This window comes from Okibacterium endophyticum (assembly GCF_054780075.1).
The window spans coordinates 60,350-82,308 of the sequence record NZ_BAAGXA010000006.1 but is presented as its reverse complement, the minus strand read 5'-3'; the positions used below and the strand labels follow the sequence as shown (position 1 = coordinate 82,308).

Annotated in this window: 18 protein-coding genes and 2 pseudogenes; 14 read left to right on the top strand and 6 right to left on the bottom strand. The window is 65.4% G+C overall.

The window, feature by feature from the left end; genetic code table 11:
* Positions 1 to 25: 25 nt before the first annotated feature.
* Positions 26 to 323: pseudogene (locus tag ACYVF5_RS08960) on the top strand (sugar phosphate isomerase/epimerase); the annotation flags it as partial.
* Positions 324 to 376: 53 nt separating this feature from the next.
* Positions 377 to 964, top strand: a pseudogene (locus ACYVF5_RS08955) (Pr6Pr family membrane protein); the annotation flags it as partial.
* Here ACYVF5_RS08955 and ACYVF5_RS08950 read toward each other — a convergent pair.
* The 3 genes from ACYVF5_RS08950 to ACYVF5_RS08940 form a co-directional block, all read right to left on the bottom strand.
* Complete coding sequence (locus ACYVF5_RS08950) at positions 954 to 1,316, bottom strand: thioredoxin family protein (protein WP_460945804.1); 363 nt, start codon at positions 1,314 to 1,316, stop codon at positions 954 to 956. The pseudogene ACYVF5_RS08955 and the gene ACYVF5_RS08950 overlap by 11 nt on opposite strands.
* A gap of 157 nt (positions 1,317 to 1,473) precedes the next feature.
* Positions 1,474 to 2,004: a MarR family winged helix-turn-helix transcriptional regulator gene (locus tag ACYVF5_RS08945; protein ID WP_460945481.1), complete on the bottom strand. Its 531-nt coding sequence runs from the start codon at positions 2,002 to 2,004 to the stop codon at positions 1,474 to 1,476.
* Entirely contained in the window at positions 2,004 to 3,650 is a 1,647-nt protein-coding gene (locus ACYVF5_RS08940) for an MDR family MFS transporter (protein WP_460945802.1), read from the bottom strand. Before ACYVF5_RS08940 ends, ACYVF5_RS08945 begins: the two co-directional genes overlap by 1 nt.
* 343 nt (positions 3,651 to 3,993) lie before the next feature.
* Between ACYVF5_RS08940 and ACYVF5_RS08935 the strand changes: the two genes are divergently transcribed.
* From ACYVF5_RS08935 to ACYVF5_RS08890, 10 genes are all read left to right on the top strand, one after another.
* The gene (locus ACYVF5_RS08935; RefSeq protein WP_460945479.1) at positions 3,994 to 4,743 is read left to right on the top strand and encodes a response regulator transcription factor; all 750 of its coding nucleotides are present in this window, start codon (positions 3,994 to 3,996) and stop codon (positions 4,741 to 4,743) included.
* Entirely contained in the window at positions 4,740 to 6,239 is a 1,500-nt protein-coding gene (locus ACYVF5_RS08930) for a sensor histidine kinase (protein WP_460945477.1), read from the top strand. The genes ACYVF5_RS08935 and ACYVF5_RS08930 overlap by 4 nt, the downstream gene beginning before the upstream one ends.
* Positions 6,240 to 6,607: 368 nt before the next feature.
* Positions 6,608 to 7,123, top strand: a complete 516-nt coding sequence (gene rplJ, locus ACYVF5_RS08925; protein WP_460945475.1) for a 50S ribosomal protein L10 — start codon at positions 6,608 to 6,610, stop codon at positions 7,121 to 7,123.
* Positions 7,124 to 7,174: 51 nt separating this feature from the next.
* On the top strand, positions 7,175 to 7,564 hold the full coding sequence (rplL, locus tag ACYVF5_RS08920; RefSeq protein ID WP_460945473.1) for a 50S ribosomal protein L7/L12: 390 nt from the start codon (positions 7,175 to 7,177) through the stop codon (positions 7,562 to 7,564).
* Between the two features lie 330 nt (positions 7,565 to 7,894).
* Entirely contained in the window at positions 7,895 to 8,416 is a 522-nt protein-coding gene (locus tag ACYVF5_RS08915) for a MarR family winged helix-turn-helix transcriptional regulator (RefSeq protein WP_460945471.1), read from the top strand.
* The gene (locus tag ACYVF5_RS08910; protein WP_460945469.1) at positions 8,413 to 9,681 is read left to right on the top strand and encodes an MFS transporter; all 1,269 of its coding nucleotides are present in this window, start codon (positions 8,413 to 8,415) and stop codon (positions 9,679 to 9,681) included. Before ACYVF5_RS08915 ends, ACYVF5_RS08910 begins: the two co-directional genes overlap by 4 nt.
* 235 nt (positions 9,682 to 9,916) lie before the next feature.
* Positions 9,917 to 11,503: an FAD-binding oxidoreductase gene (locus ACYVF5_RS08905; protein WP_460945468.1), complete on the top strand. Its 1,587-nt coding sequence runs from the start codon at positions 9,917 to 9,919 to the stop codon at positions 11,501 to 11,503.
* Between the two features lie 220 nt (positions 11,504 to 11,723).
* Positions 11,724 to 13,040, top strand: a complete 1,317-nt coding sequence (locus ACYVF5_RS08900; protein ID WP_460945466.1) for an ABC transporter substrate-binding protein — start codon at positions 11,724 to 11,726, stop codon at positions 13,038 to 13,040.
* A gap of 21 nt (positions 13,041 to 13,061) precedes the next feature.
* The gene (locus ACYVF5_RS08895; RefSeq protein WP_460945464.1) at positions 13,062 to 14,435 is read left to right on the top strand and encodes an ABC transporter permease; all 1,374 of its coding nucleotides are present in this window, start codon (positions 13,062 to 13,064) and stop codon (positions 14,433 to 14,435) included.
* Positions 14,432 to 15,310, top strand: coding sequence for a carbohydrate ABC transporter permease (locus ACYVF5_RS08890; protein ID WP_460945462.1), 879 nt, complete (start codon positions 14,432 to 14,434; stop codon positions 15,308 to 15,310). Before ACYVF5_RS08895 ends, ACYVF5_RS08890 begins: the two co-directional genes overlap by 4 nt.
* 128 nt (positions 15,311 to 15,438) lie before the next feature.
* Here ACYVF5_RS08890 and ACYVF5_RS08885 read toward each other — a convergent pair whose 3' ends face one another.
* On the bottom strand, positions 15,439 to 16,173 hold the full coding sequence (locus ACYVF5_RS08885; protein WP_460945460.1) for a hypothetical protein: 735 nt from the start codon (positions 16,171 to 16,173) through the stop codon (positions 15,439 to 15,441).
* 323 nt (positions 16,174 to 16,496) lie between these two features.
* Here ACYVF5_RS08885 and ACYVF5_RS08880 point away from each other — a divergent pair, with 323 nt between their 5' ends.
* Entirely contained in the window at positions 16,497 to 18,401 is a 1,905-nt protein-coding gene (locus ACYVF5_RS08880) for an ABC transporter ATP-binding protein (protein ID WP_460945458.1), read from the top strand.
* A gap of 187 nt (positions 18,402 to 18,588) precedes the next feature.
* Here ACYVF5_RS08880 and ACYVF5_RS08875 read toward each other — a convergent pair whose 3' ends face one another.
* Together ACYVF5_RS08875 and ACYVF5_RS08870 are read right to left on the bottom strand one after the other, a co-directional pair.
* Entirely contained in the window at positions 18,589 to 19,338 is a 750-nt protein-coding gene (locus tag ACYVF5_RS08875; protein WP_460945456.1) for a DUF305 domain-containing protein, read from the bottom strand.
* A 3-nt stretch (positions 19,339 to 19,341) separates the two neighbouring features.
* Positions 19,342 to 20,043: a DUF3105 domain-containing protein gene (locus ACYVF5_RS08870; RefSeq protein ID WP_460945454.1), complete on the bottom strand. Its 702-nt coding sequence runs from the start codon at positions 20,041 to 20,043 to the stop codon at positions 19,342 to 19,344.
* 491 nt (positions 20,044 to 20,534) lie between these two features.
* Here ACYVF5_RS08870 and ACYVF5_RS08865 point away from each other — a divergent pair, with 491 nt between their 5' ends.
* Positions 20,535 to 21,899 carry a cystathionine beta-synthase gene (locus ACYVF5_RS08865; RefSeq protein WP_460945452.1) on the top strand — a complete coding sequence of 455 codons (1,365 nt, stop codon included), beginning with the start codon at positions 20,535 to 20,537 and terminating at the stop codon, positions 21,897 to 21,899.
* The last annotated feature ends 60 nt before the right edge of the window (positions 21,900 to 21,959 follow it).

The window sequence follows — 21,959 nt, the reverse complement described above, 5'->3', positions numbered from 1 at the left end:
CCCGCCTGGCGGCGCCACCGAGACCTGCGGAGGCACGAGGATGCGTGAGCACAACGGCCGGGCGGGATGCTCGGCTCTCAGCTGCCCCGGGGTGACCCGCGTCGTGGATGGGATGTCGTCTCGACGGGGCACGGCGATGTTCCCCGGAAGACGCGTTCAGAGCGCTCAGGGCGATCGGCTATGCCGGGCCGATCTCGATCGAGTGGGAAGACGCAGGCATGGATCGACTGCACGTCGCCGCAGAGACTGTGAGCTCTATCAGGTCGCTTCTCCGGAAGCCGCCGGAGAGCTCTTTCGACGCCGCATTCAGCTCACAGGACTGACACGATCGCCGACTCGATCCCCGCGAGCGCCTTCGGGCTATACCATAAGCATCATGCGAGTGGCGACAGGGGTCATCCGCGTTGCGGTGGCGGCCATCATCGTGGCTGCGATCATCGACGAGCTTCTGCGAAGCCACCGGCTCGTCGAGGTGAGCCTGCTCGAGCATCTGGGCAACTACGTCAGCTACTTCACAACGCTCTCGAACGCCTCTGCCGCGGCAGTTCTCGTGATCGGCTCGTGCGTCGCGTTTCGAAGAGACACCGATCCGCCGTGGTACAGCCTGGCCTTCGCCTGTGTGGTCACCTACATGGTCACGACCGGGGCTGTATACAATTTCGCCTTGCGCGCGGTTGTGAACCAGGTCGGGTGGGCCAACGAGATGCTTCACCTCATCGGGGTCGTCTACGTGGTGATCGTCTGGATCGTGATGCCGGGCAGACACGTCGTCAGGTGGTCGCGCACCTGGCTCATCGTTGTGTTCCCCGCCGGATGGCTGGGCTACACGATGATCCGCGGCCTGATCGACGGATGGTACCCGTACAGCTTTCTGGACCCCAGCCAGCCGGGCGGTCCGCTCCCCGCCCTGGGCTGGGCCGTGCTGATCGGGCTGTTCATCGGCGGAGTGTCGATCATCGTCGTCGGTGCGAGCCGGATGCGCCTGCCCTGGCATCGTGTGCACCGGATGCCGTCCGATGCGGCCCGGCTTCCGGCTCTGTGGCCGGCGTCTCTCGCGGGAGCGCTCGTGACAGCGCAGCGAGCACCTGACGGAGTGTGGGGGCACCTGCAGCGCGAAAGACCTCAGCGCCGTCGGCTCTCTTCACGATCACCGTCGGTGTGGAGCGGATACCATCGGCCGCTGCGAGGTTCTCCTGCCGGACGACATCCCGCTCGACCACCCTCGCGCCGGGAACAAGCCGCTCGGCCTCCGCCAGCGTCGCACGCGCCGCATGACACGGTGCACAGAAAGCGGAGGTATAGAGAACGAGCTGCACGTCTGCTTCAACGCAGGTGGAGCCAGCGAATTCCTTGAGAGCATCCCGTCACCCGAATGACACTCACCCGAATGACCCGACACACTGATTCACCCGACACACTGATTCACCCGACACACTGATTCACCCGACAGCGGCCTTCACCCGAGAGCGGCCTTCACTCACCCGAATGGGGGCGACCTCGTGGTGTCGTCGCTCGGCTCAGGAAGGTCTCGTTGAGCTTGACGAGCAGGTCGGCCAGTCGATTGACGTCGCTGGCCGGCCAGTCTCGCATCCGCTCGTAGAGCAGCTCTTTCTCGGCAGCGATCACGGCCTCGAAGCGGTCTCGCCCGTCGTCGGTCGCCACGATGAAGTGCGCGCGTCCGTCAGCGGGATCCTGTTCGCGTGACACGAGTCCGAGTTCTTCGAGCTGCTTGACGGTGCGGCTGATGACGCTTTTGTCTGCCATAAGAACCTCGGCGAGGCGGCCCGTCTGATGCGGGCCGTCTCGCACAAGGGCGCTGATGACGTTGAACCCGACCGGTTGCAGATCCGGGTGAATCCGTGCGGCCCTCTGTCGTATGTTCTGGCGCACGCGATTGAACATGATGCCGAACTCGCGTTCAACGGCAGCGATGGCCTCGTCGATCTCTTCTATTCGGTCTGGCTGCATGCCGGTGTTCGCGGGCTCGGGCGTCGTGTGCGTCATCATCGCGCCTTGTCCTGTGTCTGGGTCTCGATCGCACCGGTGGGGGCGCCGCCGGCGGATGCCCTCGCCAGGTCGATGACCGTGTCTTCGGCCCGTTCGACCGTCGACTCCTCCCGCATCCGCTCGAGTGTCGTTTTGGTCCCGAGCTCCTGCTTCGGCAGGAACACGATGGCCAGAAGAGAGATCAGGGCGACAGGGGCGGCGACGAGGAAGATATCGGCGACACCGCTTCCGTACGCCGATTCGACGATGACGCGCACCCGCTCAGGAAGCTCGCTGACATCGGGCAGTGTGCCACTCTGCAGCGCCGCCGCCACCTCTGCGCCCCGTTCGCCGAGCGACGCGATCGCTTGCTTCAGGGCATCCGCGCTGTTGCTCAGGTGGGCTGTGACCTGGCTCGCAAGGACGGCGCCCATGGCGGAGACACCGATCGTGCCTCCGAGGCTTCTGAAGAATGTGACTCCAGAGCTGGCCACTCCGAGCTCTCGCGGGTGGACGGCCGTCTGCACCACGAGCACGAGGTTCTGCATGACCATGCCGATACCGGCACCCATAAGGAACATGTAGATCGACACCAGCAGATAACTCGTGTCGTAGTGGATGGTGCCCATCAGGCCCATACCCGCGGTCAGCGACATGGCTCCAGCGATCATGTACGGCTTCCAGACGCCGAACCTCGTGATCAGGTTGCCGACGATCGTCGAGGCGATGAGCATACCGCCGATCATCGGCAGGGTGAGCAGACCGGACTCCGTCGGGGTCGCGCCGCGCGCCATCTGCATGTACTGGCTGAGAAAGATCGACGTGCCGAACATCGCGACGCCGACGGCGATCGAGGCCACGACGGCGAGAGTGAACGTGCGATTGCGAAAGAGCTTCATCGGCAGGATCGGCTCGGTCACACGGAGCTCGACGACCACGGCGACACCCAGCATGACAACGGAACCGCCGACCATGAACAGCGTCGAAAGGCTCCACCAGTCGAACTGGCTGCCCGCGAGGCTCACCCAGATCAGCAGCAGTGAGACACCGCCAGCGATGAGCACGGCTCCGACGTAGTCGATCGACACCTTGCGCCACGACAGCGCGGGCAGGTGCAGGGTCTTCTGCAGCAGAACGATCGCGACGATGGCGAACGGAACGCCGACGAAGAAGTTCCACCGCCATCCGAGGGTGTCCGTGAGCACACCGCCGAGGAGGGGGCCGCCGATGGTGCCGATGCCCATCACGGCGCTGAAGAGACCTGCATACCTGCCGCGTTCGCGCGGGCTGATGATGTCGGCCATGATGATCTGGCTGAGTGCCATCAGCCCGCCTGCGCCGAGCCCCTGCAGCACGCGGAAACCGATGAGCGTCGCGGTATCTTGCGAGAACCCGGCGAGCGCAGACCCGAGCACGAAGATGACGAGCGCGAGCTGGATGAGGAGTTTGCGGTTGAACAGGTCGGCGAGCTTGCCCCAGATCGGGGTGGACACGGTGGTGGCGAGCAGTGTCGATGTGACGACCCACGTGAACGCCGCCTGGTCTCCGTCGAGGTCGGAGATGATGACCGGAAGCGACGTGCTGACGACGGTGCCGGCGATGATCGAGACGAACATGCCGAGCAGAAGCCCGGACAGCGCCTCGAGCACCTGCCTGTGGGTCATGGGCGCGGGCTCTGCGGCCGGCGCGGGGCCGGGCGAACCGCCGACGGTCACGGGCGCCTGCTCGGACGGTGAGGGATTCTTGTGTGCCACGGGTGTGCGGCTCCAGACGTTGAAGAGAATGCGGCCGGCTCGCCGTTGGGCCGTTAGTTGACGAACATCAACTATAACAGATGGTTGACCTGTGGCAACTATTCAGGAGGTGCGAGAGCGCGATCTCGTCCTGCTCTTGTGACTTTTGCTCGCGCCGGTGTCATCGGCGGAATGCGTGGGGTGGCGGTGCTGACATGGCGTGTTCTCAAGCACTTCATAGTGTTCGCATAGCAAGGGAGCGATACTTGGAGGAATGAGCACTTTCGCGTCTTCTCACCCGGTAGCAGAACCCCTTCGTCGTGCCGACGGATCGGCGATCCGCGTGCTCGTCGTCGATGACGAGCCGAGCCTCACCGACCTGCTGAAGATGGCCCTGAGGTACGAAGGGTGGGAGATCCGCACCGCAGACAACGGCAGGCAGGCGCTCGACGCCGCCCGCGACTTCAAACCCGATGCCATCGTCCTCGACATCATGCTTCCCGATCTCGACGGACTCACCGTTCTGCAGCGGCTGCGCGTCGGCGGAGACGACACACCCGTTCTGTTCCTCACGGCGAAGGACTCGCTCGACGACCGTATCGCCGGCCTGACGGCGGGCGGAGACGACTACGTCACCAAACCGTTCAGCCTCGAAGAGGTCGTGGCTCGCCTGCGTGGCCTCATCCGGCGGACAGCGCTCACGGCATCCGTCAACGACCCGATGATCACCGTCGGAGACCTGCGCCTCGACGAAGACAGCTACGAGGTCGAGCGTGCGGGCGAGACGATCGAGCTGACGGCGACCGAGTTCGAGCTGCTGCGTTACCTTATGCGCAACCCGCGCCGGGTGCTGAGCAAAGCCCAGATCCTCGACCGGGTCTGGAGTTATGACTTCGAGGGCAAAGCGAGTGTCGTCGAGTTGTACATCTCATATCTGCGCAAGAAAATCGATGCAGGCCGGAGCCCGATGATCCATACGGTCCGTGGTGCCGGATACATGATCAAGGCGGCTGAACCTGCGTGAGCACACTGCTCTCACGCTGGCCGCTGCGGCGCACCCTGGTCGCGGCGACTGTCGCGCTGATCGCGCTGGTCTCGATCATCGTGGGCACCATCAGCGTGGTGGCCGTTCAGACCTTTATGGTCAATCGCGTCGACGAGCAGCTGGCCGACGCGATCGCCCGTTCCTCCGTGCTTGTGGCGTCGTCCGACAACGGGAACCCCTCGACCCCTGTTGTGCCGTCTGCGCCCGAGTTCCTCAACAATCCGGGAAACCCGACGGGGACGTTCGGTGCGATCGTGAGAGACGGTGCTGTGACCTTCGCCGGGTATCTGAGAGGGGCGGACAGCGAGCCGCTGCGAGACATCAAGCTCGATGACCTGATCACCGTCGACCCCGGGTCTGCCCCGGTCTCGGTGAACCTCGGCTCCGGTCTCGGCGAGTATCGCGTGATGGCGACAGAGGTGCTCGACGGCTCGACCCTTGTTGTGGGTCTGCCGCTCATCGACACGCAGACGACTGTTCGTGAGCTCATCTGGGTGGTGATGCTCGTCGCTCTCGCGGGACTCGGCCTCGCGGCCGCGGCCGCGTACGCGATAGTGCGTCTCGCCCTTGCGCCGCTCGACCGGGTGGCGAAGACCGCGAGCGAGGTGAGCGCCATGCGACTCGACCGCGGTGAGGTCGCACTCTCGGCGCGGGTGCCAGAAGGCGACAGCGACGAGAACACCGAGGTCGGCCGCGTCGGCGCGTCGATCAACAGGATGCTCGGGCACGTGTCCCACGCGCTGACGGCGCGCCAGGCGAGTGAGAACAAGGTGCGCGCGTTCGTCTCCGACGCAAGCCATGAGTTGCGCACGCCCCTCGCATCGATCCGCGGTTATGCGGAGCTGACGAGACTCTCGGGGGAGCAGATGCCGCCGGATGCCGCGCACGCGCTCACCCGCATCGAGAGCGAGACCAAGCGGATGACGGCCATCGTCGAAGACCTGCTGCTGCTCGCCCGTCTCGACGAGGGGCGGGAACTCGCCAAGGATCCCGTTGATCTCGGTTCTCTCGTCGCCGACGCGATCGGTGATGCGAGAGCCGTGTCTGCAGACCACGACTGGGTGCTCGATGTTCCCGATCACGCGGTTACCGTCACGGGCGACTCCGCCCGGCTCTATCAGGTCGTTGCGAACCTGCTCGCGAATGCTCGGGTGCACACGCCGGTCGGCACCAGGGTCACCGCCTCGCTCTCGATTGAAGACGGAGCTGTCGCCGGCGATGACGGAGAAGCCGGGGGAGCGCGTACCGCCGTCATCTCTGTGCACGACAACGGTCCCGGCATCGACCCGTCGATCGCCGAGACCGTGTTCGAGCGTTTTGTGCGTGCAGACACCTCGCGTGCTCGCACCACGGGCAGCACGGGGCTGGGGCTCGCGATCGTGTCCGCGGTGGTCGAAGCCCACGGCGGAGCCGTTTCTGCGACGAGCGAACCGGGTGACACCCTCTTCTGCATAAAGCTGCCACTCGCCCCCTGAACGGTGATCGATGACCACGCAGTGTGCCGCCTGCGGCCTCTCGAGGGGCAGGTTCCTCGGCCGCACCCGGATCGGTGCCACAACACGGCGAGGCAGCCAGCATCCCGATTTGGCGGATGCCGCCCGGGTGACGTACTCTGGACACAAGCCAAAGACCGCAGGTTTCGGTGTGCGCAGAAGTGCGTCCCGTCGAAGGTTCTCGAAAGAGGCAGCCCGCGCAGGTGTATGAAGTGACAGGCGGGTGCCTCGCATCCGCTCCTCGAGCTCCGTGCCTCTGCGCCGGAGCTTTTTTTGTGCCCATCTGCCCTCGGTTCGAGGCTGACGGATGCGTGAGCATCCGTCACTCAATCAACATCTAAGGAGTGGCCATGGCGAACAAGGAAGCCTCGGTTGCCGAACTCACGGAGAAATTCCAGAGTTCGACAGCCGTACTGCTGACCGAGTACCGCGGCCTCACTGTCGCTCAGCTCAAGGAGCTGCGCAAGTCGATCAGTGTGGACGCAACCTACGCCGTGGTGAAGAACACGCTGACCAAGATCGCGGCGAACAACGCCGGGATCTCTGCTTTCGACGACGAGCTTCAGGGCCCCTCGGCGATCGCCTTCGTGCACGGCGACCCTGTCACCGTCGCGAAAGGCCTGCGCGACTTCGCCAAGGCAAACCCTCTCCTGGTGGTCAAGGGGGGTTACTTCGACGGTAACGCCCTGACCGCTGCAGAGGTAGGCAAACTCGCCGACCTCGAGTCCCGTGAAGTTCTGCTCGGCAAGCTTGCCGGCGCCTTCAAGGCCTCGCTGTTCGGAGCCGCATATCTGTTCAACGCACCGCTGTCTCAGGCCGTTCGCACGGTCGACGCGTTGCGTGCGAAGCAGGAGTCCGCTGCGTAGGGCAACACCCTCGCACGCGGAACGAGTACATCGAAACTAAGGAGAGAAATCATGGCAAAGCTGTCAACTGAAGAGCTGCTCGAGCAGTTCAAGGGTCTCACGCTCATCGAGCTGAGCGAGTTCGTGAAGGCATTCGAGGAGACCTTCGAGGTCACCGCTGCCGCCCCCGTCGCCGTCGCAGGCCCGGCTGCTGCCGGCGGTGGCGCCGCTGCCGAAGAGGTCGAGGAGAAGGACTCCTTCGACGTCGTCCTCGAGGCTGCAGGCGACAAGAAGATCCAGGTCATCAAGGTCGTCCGCGAGCTCACCTCGCTCGGCCTCGGCGAGGCCAAGGCTGTCGTCGACGGTGCTCCGAAGGCCGTGCTCGAGGGTGCGAACAAAGAGACCGCCGAGAAGGCAAAGGCTTCCCTGGAAGAGGCAGGCGCTACCGTCACCCTCAAGTAATCGTTGCCCGCAAGGGCGGATTCATAAGAGTGCAGCAGCGTCCGCCGATCGGCGGAATGCATACCTGACCCTCTGACATGCGGATGCTCGGCATCCGTTGTCCGATGGTCTCGAGCGAACGGGCGTCGCCCCCTCCACGGGGCGGCGTCCGTTTCTGCGTGCTCGTCCCGTGTCGTCCGCCGTCCCGTGTCGTCCGTCGTTCTGCGGACTCGAGACCTCTGTGCTGCAGTCTCTGGTTCGCGCCGCCGCGCTCTGGCGATCGAGAGGGGTCGAGAAGGGGTCGGGGGTCTGCGGCGGCAAATCTATATAGGTGGGCTATATAATGATGGGGTGACACAGACAGACATCATCGACCCCACAGAAACCACCCCAGACGCGCGCGAGCAGCGTTCATCGGACGCCTCGGCGGAACTCACCCGATTGCTCGGTGATCTCGTCTCGGTCTCGCACCGGGTGACCAGACTCGCCGCACAAGCCTCTGACAGCACACAATCACCGGCGGTCTGGCGCACCCTCAGCGTGCTCTATGCCCTCGGCCCGGTCCGGCTCGGCGAACTGGCCAGGCAGAGCCGTGTGACACAGCCCACGATGACGAAGATCGTGAGCAACCTGCACGAGATCGACTGGATCGAACGCATAGCCGATCCCGTGGACGGTCGCGCGTGGCAGCTGGCCATCACGCCGACGGGCGAACGCGAGCTGAACGCGTGGAGACAGCAGCTGGCCGAGGCGCTCGTGCCGTATTTCGGCGATCTCGACGAGAACGAGGCAGAGGCCATGCGGCTCACCGTCGAGGTGCTCCGCGATCGTGTCGCCGTGGCCGTGATCGCGTCGAAGCGGGACTCAGAGTGAGCGCCGGGCAGACCGAGGCGCCGGCCGTGCCCGCCGCCGGCATCCGTGCCATCGTGAATCAGCCGAAGTCCGTGTGGGCCGTCGCGTTCGCGTGTGTGATCGCCTTCATGGGCATCGGCCTCGTCGATCCGATCCTGCCGTCCATCGCGGCCGACCTCGACGCGACGCCCACCGAAGCCGAGATGCTCTTCACCTCGTATCTTGTGGTCACAGGTGTCGCGATGTTCTTCACCAGCTGGCTGTCGAGCAGGATCGGGGCGAAGCGCACCCTGCTGATCGGGCTCGCCCTCATCGTCGTCTTCGCGCTCGCGGCAGGATCGTCTGGCAACGTCGACGCCGTCATCGGGTTCCGCGCGGGCTGGGGGCTCGGCAACGCGCTCTTCATCTCGACAGCGCTCGCGACCATCGTCGGCGCGGCATCGGGTGGTTCCAGCGCTGCGATCGTGCTCTACGAGGCCGCACTCGGGCTCGGTATCGCGATCGGTCCCCTGCTCGGCGGTCTGCTCGGCAGCCTGAGCTGGCGGGGCCCGTTCTTCGGAACGGCCGCACTGATGGCCATCGGGTTCATCGCCATCGTTGTGTTGCTCGCTGAATCGAAACCGGATGCCGGGGGTGCCGTTCGCCGGCCGGTCCGGCTCTCTGCGCCGTTCAAGGCGCTCGCCGTTCCCGCTCTCGCCGTGCTGGCATCCACAGCGCTCTTCTACAACATCGCCTTCTTCGTGCTGCTCGCATACACACCGTTCCCACTCGGCCTCGACGCCATGGGCCTGGGCCTGACGTTCTTCGGCTGGGGTATCGGGCTTGCCGTCACAAGCGTGTTCGTCGCCCCCATGCTCACCGAGAGGATGCCGAGAACGCGTGTGATCTGGATCGCCATGTTGCTGCTGTCGTTCGACCTTGCCGCGGCTGCCATGCTCATCGACTCCGTGCCCGGGCTGATCACGTGCGTTGTGATCGGGGGACTCGTGCTCGGTGTGCTGAACACGGTGCTCACCGAGAGCGTGATGGAGGCCACCGATCTGCCGAGACCGGTGGCGTCATCCGCCTACTCCGGGGTGCGGTTTCTCGGTGGGGCCGTCGCTCCGCCGGTCGCGACCGAGCTCGCGCACCTGCTCTCGGCCTCCACGCCGTTCTGGGCGGCTGCCGGATCAGCGCTGGTCGCCCTGCTCATCGTCGTCCTCGGCCGTCGCACACTCGCGCGCGCGAACGGACGGATCGGCTCCGAGCTCGAAGAGGCGGAGGCGATCACGGCGGCGGACGCCTGACCGTGCCTCCCTCCCCTCGCCCCTCCCTCGGCCCCTCCTTCCTCACCCCTTCGGCCCTCGACCCCTTCGGCACGCGCTACACCTTTTGTGACGCGCTATCCGAGCTAGGGGCGCGCGTCACAAAAGGTGTAGCGCGTAGCGCCGACGCGGCGGGGCTGCCGGCGGAGCCTGGCGACATCGTATGCCGCGGCTCGCCGCTCCAAAAGGGGCCGCGGAGGAACGATAACCTGGCGCCATGACACCTGCTTTCAGCCCGGGTCCTCAGTCGCACCGGCGCGACGACGCTCTGCAGATCAACCGGCGTCAGGTCCTTCTGCTCGCGGGAGCAGCGCTCGCCCTCGCCGGATGCGCGTCGCCGGATGCGACCCCGAGCGCTTCGCCGACCCCGACCGTTCGTCCGACGGTGACTCCGGCGGACTGGCAGAGTCTCGCCGGAAAGCTCACGGGCTCTCTGGTGATGCCGGGCGACGCCGACTACGCCACACTCAAGCTGCTCGAGAACCCGCGCTACGACGGTGTGACACCCCTCGGCATCCTCGAGGCGGCGAACAGCGACGACGTGGCCGCCGGCATCTCGTTCGCCGCCCGGTTCGGCATTCCGCTCGAGGTGCGCTCCGGCGGGCACAGCTATCCGGGATATTCAGGCGGCGGCGGAGCGGGGACGGGCGTCGACCCGTCTCTCGTGATCGATCTTCGCCCCCTCGACACCGTCAGCGTCGCCGCAGACGGCATGGCGACGATCGGCCCTGGCGCCGCACTGGCAACCGTCTACAACACACTCGCGGGGAGCGGACGGGCGATCGGCGCGGGATCGTGCGCCACCGTCGGTGTGTCTGGGCTCACACTCGGCGGCGGCGTCGGTGTGCTCACCCGCACCTTCGGCCTGACCTGCGACCAGGTGCAGTCGATGCAGGTCGTCACGGCGGACGGCACCGTCCGCACCGCCAGCGCGTCGAGCGAACCCGACCTGTTCTGGGCGCTGAGGGGCGGGGGCGGGGGTCACATCGGCGTCGTCACCGAGTTCACCTTCGCCACCCAGCAGGCTCCAGAGGTGACGATGTTCGTGGTGACCTGGCCGATGTCGCAGGCGGCGCGGGTGATAGACACCTGGCAGAGCTGGATGCCTCAGACCGACAGCAGACTCTGGACGACGCTCAAGGTGCTGGGCGGGGCGAAACACCCGAGTGGTCCCGCCCTCTCGATGTCTGGCACCTGGCTCGGGCCGGCCTCGGACCTCGCGGCGCAGCTCGCGGGCATCACCGGGCCGAACCCGCCGACGCAGAACACCTCGAACACCCACTCGTATGGCGATGCGATGATGTCATATGCCGGATGCCTGGGCGTCGCCATCGACCAGTGCAACACCGGGCCGAACGGGCAGCTCACGCGTGAATCCTTCAGCGCGACGAGCCACATCGCGACGAAAGCACTGTCGGCAGACGGCATCCAGGCGCTGCTCGCGCAGGCGTCCGCCGCCTCCGGGGTGTCCGGGCTCACAGAGGGCGGCATCTCGATCGACGCCCTCGGCGGTGCCGTCGCCTCTGTGGGCGCCGGTGACACGGCCGTGCCGTGGCGGGATGCCATCGCCACTGTGCAGTACACGGCAACCTTCGCCGATGGATCCGACCCTGACGCATTCGACCAGTACGTTCGAGGATTCCGCGCGGCCATGGTGCCGTTCTGGGGAGACGGGGCGTACGTCAACTACGCCGACGCATCCCTCGACGACCCGCTGAAGGCCTACTTCGGCGACAACGCCGCGAAGCTGAAGAAGGTCCGCGCCACGTACGATCCGAACGGGGTGTTCACCCAGCCGCAGTGACGCGGCGAGGTGATGCGGCAGCCGGCGCGGCACGTCGAGCGGCTGCCGGCGTGACCCAGCTGTGACCTCGACGTCTTGAGAACGATCAGGGGGTGTCATAGGTTGACCCTGAGGGGCATTCGTCTCCCAGGTGGGGGCGCCGGCGGTGAAACCGCCGTGGCATCGCCTGTATTACGGCGTTCTGCGGTAAGACAGGTACTACTCGACGAGGAGGAGATCCATGAGACTCACACGGCAACGGCGGATTCTGGCACCACTCGCGGCGGCGGGGGCCGTCGGCCTTGTGCTGGCCGGCTGTGCAGGCGGCGGCGACGGGGGAGAGGGCGGAGGCGCGGAAGGCGACTTCTCCGGAGAGACGCTCGAGGTCGCCGGCGCCTGGTCTGGGGCGGAACAGGACAACTTCGAAGCCGTTCTCGGCTCATTCGAAGAGCAGACGGGTGCGACCGTCAACTACACGAGTTTCGGCGACAAGGCTGCCACAACGCTCGGCACGCAGATCGAAGGCGGTGACCCGCCCAATGTCGCTCTTCTCGCGCAGCCTGCGCTGATGGAGCAGCTCGCCGCCGACGGCAACCTTCAGCCGCTCTCAGAAGAGACGCAGTCGATCGTCGCAGACAACTACTCCGAGAGCTGGATCGACCTCGGCACGGTGGAGGGCACCCAGTACGGCGTCTGGTTCAAAGGCTCCAACAAGTCCACCGTCTGGTACAACGCAGACATCTACGACCAGGCCGGTGCGGAGGTTCCAGAGGACTGGGACGGTTTCCTCGAGCAGTTGCAGCTCATCTCGGACTCCGGATACGCGGGCATCTCCATCGGAGCCGATGTCGGATGGCCGCTGACCGACTGGTTCGAGAACGTCTATCTGCGCACGGCCGGCGGCGACATGTACGACCAGCTGACGAATCACGAGATCCCCTGGACGGATCCGTCCGTCGCCGAAGCGCTCGAGGTGCTCGGCACCCTGTGGGGCAACGACCAGCTCGTGCAGCCGGGCTCAGACCAGCGCACGTTCCCGGAGTCGGTCACCGAGGTCTTCGGAGCGGACCCGCAGGCCGGCACCGTGTTCGAGGGGGATTTCGTCGCGGGGAACATCGCTGACGACGGAAGCTCCGTCGTCGGTGAGAACGCGCTCTTCTACGATTTTCCGGCGATCAACGACTCAGAGCCCTCTGTGGTCGGCGGTGGTGACGTCGCGGTTGCCTTCACAGACGACGAGGCGACGGATGCCCTGATGCAGTTCCTCGCGTCGCCGGAGTCTGCGGAGATCTGGGTTCCGAACGGAGGCCTCACCTCACCGAACAGCTCTGTCGACACCTCTCTCTACCCCGACGACACCTCGCGTCAGATCGCGGAGTCGCTTGTGGGGGCCGAGACGTTCCGCTTCGACATGTCAGACCTCACACCGAGCTCGTTCGGCGGCACAGAGGGGCAGGGCTTCTGGCAGATCATGATCGAATTCCTGCAGAATCCGACCGACATAGCTGGGACACAACAGAAACTGGAGGCCGCGGCAGCAGCCGCATACGGCGGATGACCGGGGCGGTTGGAGGAGCTCGTGAGCAGTAAATCCGCGTCAGTAGCCCCGGTCGAAACGAGTCCGAGAGAAACCGCCAGACAACGCTCCCCCGGGGGAGCGTCACGTAGACGGAACTTCTTCATCGCTCTTGTGTTCCTCGCACCGGCGCTCGTCCTTCTCGGCGCACTCGTCGTCTATCCGATCGTCTACACGGTCATCCGCTCGTTCTTCGATCCGGGGGGCGACGAGTTCGTCGGCTGGGACAACTATGTGACGATGTTCACAAACGACTCGACGTTCACCGCGATCAGGAACAACGTCATCTGGGTCGTCGTGGCTCCCATCTCGTGCACGGTGATCGGGCTGATCTTCGCCGTGATGCTCGACAAGATCAAATGGGCGACAGCCTTCAAGCTCATCATCTTTATGCCGATGGCGATCTCGATGCTCGCCGCAGGTGTCATCTTCCGCGGCATGTTCCAAGAGAGCCCGCAGCTCGGCGTCGTGAATGCGACCATCGTCGGTGTGAGCGACTGGTTCGGCGGCAGCGATGCGGCCTATCCGGGTGCGTCGCCGAGAGAGGGTGCGGGCGTCACGGCCGACAGAGGCACCATCGCGAGCGACGACACGGTGGCGGCGGGTTCTGAGCAGGACTTCCCGCTCGTCGGCATCAAAGGCGATGACATGCCTGAGAACGCCTCACAGGCGGAGCCGGCGGAGGAGCCGGGCTCAGATCAGATCAGCGGCACGGTCTGGCTCGACGTGATCAGGGGTGGTGGCGGCACCAACGGCGAGATCGACGAGGGCAAGCTGGGGCTTCCCGGAATGCGCGTGGACGCGGTGGCAGAGGACGGCAGCATCACCGCGACAGCGACGACCGACGACTCCGGCCGTTACCTGCTCGAAGGGCTCGCCGAGGGCGAGTACCGGATCGCGCTGCCGGCATCCAACTTCGACGAGGGCTTCCAGGGCGTCTCCTGGCTGAGCTCGGCCTTCATCACCTCGGTGATCATCATCTCGTACATCTGGATCTGGGCCGGTTTCTCGATGGTGATGATCTCGTCCGGCCTCTCGGCGATCGACCGGTCGTTGCAGGAGGCGGCGCGCATCGACGGCGCGAGCGAGTGGAAGGTCTTCACGAGGATCACCGTGCCGCTTCTCTCTCCGGTGATCGTTGTGGTGTTCGTCACTCTGATCATCAACGTGCTCAAGATCTTCGACTTGGTCTATGTCATACCTCCCGGGTCGGCGAAGCCCGCGGCGAACGTGATCGCCGTGGAGATGTGGACGGTCTCATTCGGCGGGGGGAACAACCAGGGGCTCGGAAGCGCGCTCGCGATTCTGCTGCTGATCCTGGTGCTGCCGTCGATGGTCATCAACATCCGCAGATTCAGGGAGGAACGACAGCGATGAGCGACCTCACCATCGTGCGCGGAAGGAAAACCGTCGCCGGGCGCATCCTCGGCTTCTTCAGCAACGGGCTGGTCAACCTGCTGCTCGTCATCGTCGCCGTCTTCTGGCTCGTGCCGACGGTCGGGCTGTTCCTGTCGTCCCTGCGCACAGTGGGCGACAACGCGGCATCCGGGTGGTGGACGGTGTTCACCGCCCCCGCGCAGCTGACGATCGAGAACTACGCCGACCTGCTCTCGAACCCCACGATCACTGGTTCTTTCTGGAACACGATCATGATATCCGTGCCGACGACCGTGCTTGTCGTTGTGATCGGGGCGCTCGCCGCATACGCCTTCGCGTGGATGCAGTTCCCCGGCCGGGACTGGCTGCTCATCGTTGTCATCGTGCTTCTCGCGGTGCCGATCCAGGTCGCTCTGATCCCCCTCGCCCGGCTGTTCGGAACGATCGGGATCTTCGGGTCGGTTCTCGGCGTGATTCTCTTTCACGTGTCGTTCGGCCTTCCGTTCGCGATCTTTCTGCTGCGGAACTTCTTCACTCAGATCCCCGGAGAGCTGCTGGAGGCGGCACGCATCGACGGGGCGAGCGACTGGCGCATCTTCGCACGTGTGATCCTGCCGCTCGGCGGACCGGCGATCGCGTCGCTCGCGATCTTCCAGTTTCTCTGGACCTGGAACGACATGCTCGTCGCGCTGATCTTCACGAACTCGCAGTCGCAGCCGTTGACGGTGGCGATCCAGAGTCAGCTGAGGCAGTTCGGCTCGAACATCGACGTGCTCTCGACGGGCGCCTTCCTGTCGATGATCGTTCCCCTGATCGTGTTCTTCGCCTTCCAGAGGTACTTCGTGCAGGCGCTGCTCGCCGGATCGCAGAAGTGAGTGTCATCCGCGGGTGAGAACCACACGCATTCGGCAGCACAGAGCATCCGCTCCTCATCCGAGGGGCGGATGCTCTGTGCTCGGGCCGGCTGGCGGATTCGGGTCTCCACCGGCCCGCGCTCTTGTGCCTAGTCGGTGCGCGCGTTAACGGTGCGTGTGCGACCGGTGCGCCTGGCGGCGAGCACCAGCCCGGCTCCGAGCAACAGAACCATAACGCCCGTGCCGAGCACAGCGGTGGCGCCCGATGCGCCGGTGTCGGCGAGCGGGGCTCTCTGGGCGGGAACCACACTCGCCGGAGTCAGCGGCGTCGCAGCGGGCGGAACCTCGGCGGATGTCTTCTGGCAGGAAGCGGTGCCGACGTCGGAGCTGGACTCGAGGTGTGCCGGGTCAGACTGAAGAATGCTCAGCGACTCGATCCCGGGACTCTCCAACTCTGTTGCGGATGGCCCTGTTGTGGATGAACCTGTTGCGGATGACGTTGCGCACTCGGTGGTCTCGGGACTGACTTTCGGCGTTGGGGTGACCGTGAGGCATCCGGCGCTCGTTGTGTCCTGCGGCACATACGAGTCGTTTGGTGTCGCCTCGCAGTGAATCGCCTCCGATGCCTGGTCCTCGATGTCGTCGGCATTCTCTTCTGAAACCGCATGCTGAGCGTGAGACGGCGCGGGAGCAGGAGAAGCACTGTGTGGTGTGGCGATGGCTGCCTCTTCTGCGTTGGCTGGTGTGCTCACGAGCAATCCTGCACCGGTGAGCATAACGCTCAGGGTGACGGCGAGAGACGCCCGGCCGACGCGCGAGCTGAAAGCCGGCGAATCCGTGCCAGGTGCATCGGACGAGCGCGTCCGACGAAAGGTGATGGGCATTGTGTCTTCTTTCCACATGGAATCGGGTCGAACAGCTCGATTCGCCGCTATGCAGGCACAGCAAACAGCGCGAACAGAGAGTTCAGCTTCAGTGGGGCCGGTCGGGAACCGGCACGCAGGGTAAACGGGTTACGTGCACAGTGGCGATGGTGCAGCCGCAGTGCATTTCGGGTGCAGTGCATTTCGGGTGCAGTGCATTTCGGGTGTTGTCCGCGGGTACGGATATTTCGGGTGAACATATCTTATCCCCGAGGCGGGCATTCGCGCGCCCCCTCTTCGAGGCACACGGTCAGGGCTGTTGCAGGCACGCCTATGCTCGGATCATGAGTATTCACGGCGGCGCACCTGCTGCCGGAGTGCCACGCGGCGAGCCGGGCGGCGGCAGCCCTCGCTCCCGTGCGGCACGCGGTGACGAGCGAGCGCAGCGCGAAGCGAACGCCGACGCCCCGGAGGTGCCGCACCTGTTGCGAAGGGTGTTCGCCCTGTTCGCCCCCCACCGTGGTCGCCTGATCGTCACCGTTGTGCTCGTGCTCGTCGCGGCGGCGCTCAGCGTGATCCCGCCCCTGCTCGTCGAGAGCGCTTTCGACAGCGGGCTTTTTCCTCCTGACGGCACTCCCGACCTTCCCGTGCTCGCCCGCATCATCGCCCTCATGATCACCATCTACGTTCTCGCGGCTGGCCTCGGCGTCTGGCAGACCTGGCTGACCTCGACGGTCGGCAACACGGTGATGGGCGATCTGAGGGTGAGGCTGTTCCGCACACTGCAGTCGATGGAGCTCTCGTTCTTCACCCGTACCAGAACCGGGATCATCCAGTCGCGTCTGCAGAATGATGTGGGCGGCGTTGCCGGTGTGCTGACGAACACCATCTCGAGTGTGCTCGGCAACACGGTCAACGTGATCGCCGCGTTCGTGGCCATGGTGCTCATCAACTGGCAGCTCACGGTGATCGCGCTCATTCTGATGCCGGTTCTTGTGATCGCTCAGCGCAGGGTCGGGCAGGTGCGCGCCCGTATTGCGACCCAGACGCAGGAATCCCTGTCTGACATGAGCGCCATCACACAAGAGACGCTGAGTGTCTCGGGCATGCTCCTGGCCAAGAGCTTCAACCGCCAGCCGGCCGAGACCGCTCGGTATGCAGACGCGAACACAACGCAGATCGGCCTGCAGGTGAGACAGGCGATGAGCGGCCAGTGGTTCTTCGCCATGGTCAACATCTTTTTGTCGTCGATTCCCGCCATCGTCTACCTGGCGGCCGGATTCCTGATCGTCGGGGGAGCGCCAGACGTCACGGCCGGTGCCATCGTCGCGTTCACGACAGTGCAGTCCCGCCTGCTGTTCCCCCTGATGGCGCTGATGCGCGTGGGCCTCGACCTGCAGACATCCGGTGCCCTCTTCGCGCGGATCTTCGAATATCTCGACCTTCGCCCGGCGATCGGCGATGCCCCGGATGCCGTGGCGGTGGCGGAAGCCCCAGGTCCCGTCGGCAAGGTCGAGTTCGAGCGCGTGTCGTTCCGGTATCCGGATGCGGCAGACGACTCCCCGCCGACTCTCGACGACGTGTCGTTCACCATCGAGCCGGGTCAGTTCGCGGCGTTCGTCGGCCCGTCTGGTGCGGGCAAGACGACAGTGTCGTACCTCGTTCCGCGGTTCTACGACGTCACGGAGGGACGCGTGCTCTTCTCCGGCGCCGACGTGCGGTCGCTCACACACGCATCCCTGATCTCGCACATCGGCATCGTCAGCCAGGAGACCTATCTCTTTCACGCCACGATCGCCGAGAACCTTCGTTATGCACGACCGTCGGCGACCGATGCCGAGCTCGAGCGGGCCGCGCGAGCCGCACACATCCACGACAGCATCGTGTCGTTCGAGCACGGCTACCAGACGGTGGTCGGGGAGCGCGGCTACCGTCTCTCGGGCGGCGAGAAACAGCGGATAGCCATTGCGCGGGTGCTGCTCAAAGACCCCGAGGTGCTTGTGCTCGACGAAGCGACGAGCGCGCTCGACACGCTCTCGGAACGCATTGTGCAGCGGGCGCTCGAGACCGCGTCGAGCGGGCGCACGACGATCGCGATCGCGCACAGGCTCTCAACGGTCATCGACGCGGACGTCATCTTCGTGATCGCGGGCGGGCGCATCGCCGAGCGGGGCACGCACAACGAGCTGCTCGTGCGCGACGGTGTGTATGCCCGTATGTTCCGTGACCAGCGCAGCGATCTGCGCTGAGCATCCGCGCGCACCGTGCACTCCCGCGCGAGTGCCGGCGACGAACGCGTCCCGCGCGCCTCCATTTGTGACGCGCTGCCCTATTTCGGATGGCGCGTCACAAATGGAGGCGCGCGTGACGATCTGAGCAGGCGGATGTCGCCGTGCAGCGCCGCACGGACGAGGCGCACGGCATCGGGGAGGGACGTCAACCGGCAGGGGCGCCTCGCTCGGCGAGCATGGACTCCATGAGATCGATTTCGCTCTGCTGACTGACGAGCACACCCTCGGCGAACGTCGTCACCACCGGATGCGTGCTGCGGTCGAGAAGGGCCTCTGCCATGTCGACGGCGCCCCGGTGGTGCGCGATCATCAGCTCGAGGAACATGATCTCGGCGTCTGTCCCAGACAGTGACTCGAGTTCGTCGATCTGCTCCTGGGTGGCGAGCCCCGGCATCGGATCACCCGGGGTGTGAGCGGAGCCCTCGCCCTCAGCCGTGCCGTGGGTATGCTCCGCGCCCTGCAGCCCCGGCCTCGTCATCCAGGTCATCGACGGCTCCGGAGGGAACTGCGGAAGGCCCCAGACCTGCATCCATCCCGCCATCATGCCGGACTGGGCCCCCTGCGTCGTGGCGATGTCGAAGGCGAGGCGGCGAACGTCTTCGTCGTCGGTCAGGTCACGGATGATCAGCGACAGCTCGACGCCCTGGTCATGGTGGATCTGCATGTCCCTGGCGAAGCCGGCCTCAGCGCTGTCATTCGCCGGCACGGGGTCTCCGAGCGTCGACAGGCGACCGGTCGCGAAGGCCACGGCGGCGACCACAACGATCGCCAGCACCGCGGCGACGACGATCAGAACCCGCGAGCGGCCTCGGCGATCGGATGTCTCGCCGGCGTCTGGCGCCGCCGAGAGCGGCACGGAATCATCCGTGCCGGGAGAGCGCGACTCGGCCGGCACGGATCAGGCCTTGCCCGGTCCGTCCACCGCTCCAACACAGCTCGCGCCGGGCTCGGGAACCTTCTCGCTCTTCCAGTACGCCTCGAAGAACTGCGCGATCCGCTCGTCATCGGCGTCGTCGACCTTGAGCTGCGCATTCCACGCGCTCAGGGCGATCGGGGTGTCCATGTCTTCGTACGGCGACAGGATCACGTAGGTGCTCGGCAAGAGGGCCTTGAGTGTGTTGAGCTCGTCGTCGGACACCTCCGCGGGATCATAGGTGACCCAGACGGCTCCGTGCTCGAGAGAGTGCACAGCGTTCTCGTTGGCCTGCACCTCGGTGTAGATTCCGCAGTTCAGCCAGGCCGGGTTGTGGTCGCCGCCCGCCGGGGGGTTCTGTTCGTATTCGACCGGATCCTCGGTGTGCTGGTTGGTGTTCGAAAAGGTCTCGACGCCCTCGATCTCGATGTCGTCTGCACCCGCCTCATAGGTCGCGCTCGGCGCCGGCATCGTGATCACGATGCTCACGATGAGAAGTGCGATCACGGCGACACCGCCCACGATCGCCGAGGCGATCCCGATCTTGCGGTTGCGGGCCTTTTTGGCCTGCTCCTGTTTATATGCCTCGACCTTGGCCTGGCGCTGCGCGGCACGCTGCTCTTTAACGGTTTGCTGGCGTGCGGGGTTGCCGCTCCTGGGGGAGGGGCTGTCGGGCTTGGGAGACACACGGGGCCTTTCGACTCACTGGCTTGGGCTCTTGCGCAGCCGGCACTCCATAAGGAGCACGGAGCCGGATGTGGCTGCTCTGCGCGGGACACGGCGGCGGGCCCGCTCATGTTTATGCATAGTGTATTGCCGATGGCTGGGAGCAGACCGCTCACGGGGTCGTGGCGCTGATGCGGTGCACAACGTCGGAAAAATCTATCGATTGCGCCGATCCGCGCCCGAATCCGGGGCGAGACGCACATTCTTCCGACGTTGTGCACGCAGGCCACGGGCCGGCAACCGCCTGCTGGTCGATCGAGTTCTGGCCGACCAGAGACGTGAGAGAGTCTGGGGCGGCGAGCGGGTGCATCCGCGCCCGTCGTATCGCTCGAGGGACGGGTGGTCTGCAGAGGCTTCGTGGTTCCGTCACACGCGGAATCGACGGGTTAGGCTCGTTATGCGGCCAAACGGTCGCTGGTCGCATCGAGCAACGGCCGGAAACAGGAGCAAGCGTGAAGTACGCAGAATCGGTGGTCGACCTCGTCGGCAACACCCCTCTGGTGAAGCTGAACCAGGTCACGGAGGGCATCAGCGCCACGGTGCTCGCCAAGGTCGAGTACCTGAACCCCGGCGGCTCGGTGAAAGACCGCATAGCCGTGAAGATCGTTGATGCGGCGGAGCGAGACGGGCTGCTGAAACCGGGCGGAACGATCGTCGAGCCCACGTCTGGCAATACCGGGGTGGGTCTCGCGCTCGTCGCGCAGCAGCGCGGATACCGGTGTGTGTTCGTTGTGCCGGACAAGGTGGGCGAAGAGAAGCGACAGGTGCTCACGGCATACGGGGCAGAGGTGGTCGTGACGCCGACATCGGTCGCCCCGGATGATCCCGAGTCGTATTACTCGGTCTCTGACCGGCTCGCCGCCGAGATCCCCGGCGCATTCAAGCCGAACCAGTACTTCAACCAGAACGGCCCGCTGAGCCACTACGAGTCCACGGGGCCCGAGATCTGGAACGACACCGGGGGCAGGATCACGCACTTCGTCACCGGGGTCGGCACCGGAGGCACGATCACGGGGACAGCGCGATATCTGCTCGAGGCCTCAGAGGGCCGGGTCCGGATCATCGGTGCAGACCCCGAGGGGTCTGTGTACTCTGGCGGCACCGGCAGGCCCTACCTCGTCGAGGGTGTCGGAGAAGACATGTGGCCGGGGGCATATGACCCGAGCGTGGTGAACGAGGTCATTCCCGTCTCAGACGCCGAGTCGTTCGAGATGACCCGCAGGCTCGCCCGCGAAGAGGGTCTTCTCGTCGGCGGGTCGAGTGGAATGGCCGTCGTCGCGGCGCTCCGCGCCGCTCGTGAGCTCGGGCCGGATGACGTTGTTGTTGTGCTTCTCCCCGACGGCGGTCGGGGTTACCTCGCCAAGATCTTCAACGACGGCTGGATGCGCGCGTACGGTTTTCTCGCCGCAGACGGCGACCGCACCGTCGGCGACATCGTCGCGGCGAAGGGCGGCGAGCTTCCCGCCCTGCTGCACGCCCACCCCAGCGACACCGTGCGCGAGGCGATCGATGTGATGAGCGAATTCGGGGTGTCGCAACTGCCGGTCCTCACCGCGGAACCACCGGTGATGATGGGTGAGGTCGCCGGTGCGGTGTCTGAACGCTCGCTGCTCGACGCCGTGTTCTCCGGTCGTGCACGCATGACGGATGCCGTCGCATCCGTCGTCGACTCACCGCTGCCGATCATCGGCGCGGGCGACTCCGTCGAAGACGCGCGTGCCGCGCTCGGCGCGTCTGACGCCCTGCTCGTGACGAGCGACGGAAAACCACAGGCCGTGATCACACGGCACGATCTGCTCACGTTCCTGAGTGAATAAACACCCGCAGACCGATCAAGACACGGACCGATCAACACAGACCGATCGAGACAGAGGTAG

Bases quoted from the DNA above. Each gene is read 5' to 3' on its own strand.
- ACYVF5_RS08945 (WP_460945481.1), bottom strand. From the start codon at position 2,004: ATGACGCACACGACGCCCGAGCCCGCGAACACCGGCATGCAGCCAGAC.
- ACYVF5_RS08940 (WP_460945802.1), bottom strand. From the start codon at position 3,650: ATGACCCACAGGCAGGTGCTCGAGGCGCTGTCCGGGCTTCTGCTCGGC.
- ACYVF5_RS08935 (WP_460945479.1), top strand. From the start codon at position 3,994: ATGAGCACTTTCGCGTCTTCTCACCCGGTAGCAGAACCCCTTCGTCGT.
- rplJ (WP_460945475.1), top strand. From the start codon at position 6,608: ATGGCGAACAAGGAAGCCTCGGTTGCCGAACTCACGGAGAAATTCCAG.
- rplL (WP_460945473.1), top strand. From the start codon at position 7,175: ATGGCAAAGCTGTCAACTGAAGAGCTGCTCGAGCAGTTCAAGGGTCTC.
- ACYVF5_RS08905 (WP_460945468.1), top strand. From the start codon at position 9,917: ATGACACCTGCTTTCAGCCCGGGTCCTCAGTCGCACCGGCGCGACGAC.
- ACYVF5_RS08900 (WP_460945466.1), top strand. From the start codon at position 11,724: ATGAGACTCACACGGCAACGGCGGATTCTGGCACCACTCGCGGCGGCG.
- ACYVF5_RS08890 (WP_460945462.1), top strand. From the start codon at position 14,432: ATGAGCGACCTCACCATCGTGCGCGGAAGGAAAACCGTCGCCGGGCGC.
- ACYVF5_RS08885 (WP_460945460.1), bottom strand. From the start codon at position 16,173: ATGCCCATCACCTTTCGTCGGACGCGCTCGTCCGATGCACCTGGCACG.
- ACYVF5_RS08880 (WP_460945458.1), top strand. From the start codon at position 16,497: ATGAGTATTCACGGCGGCGCACCTGCTGCCGGAGTGCCACGCGGCGAG.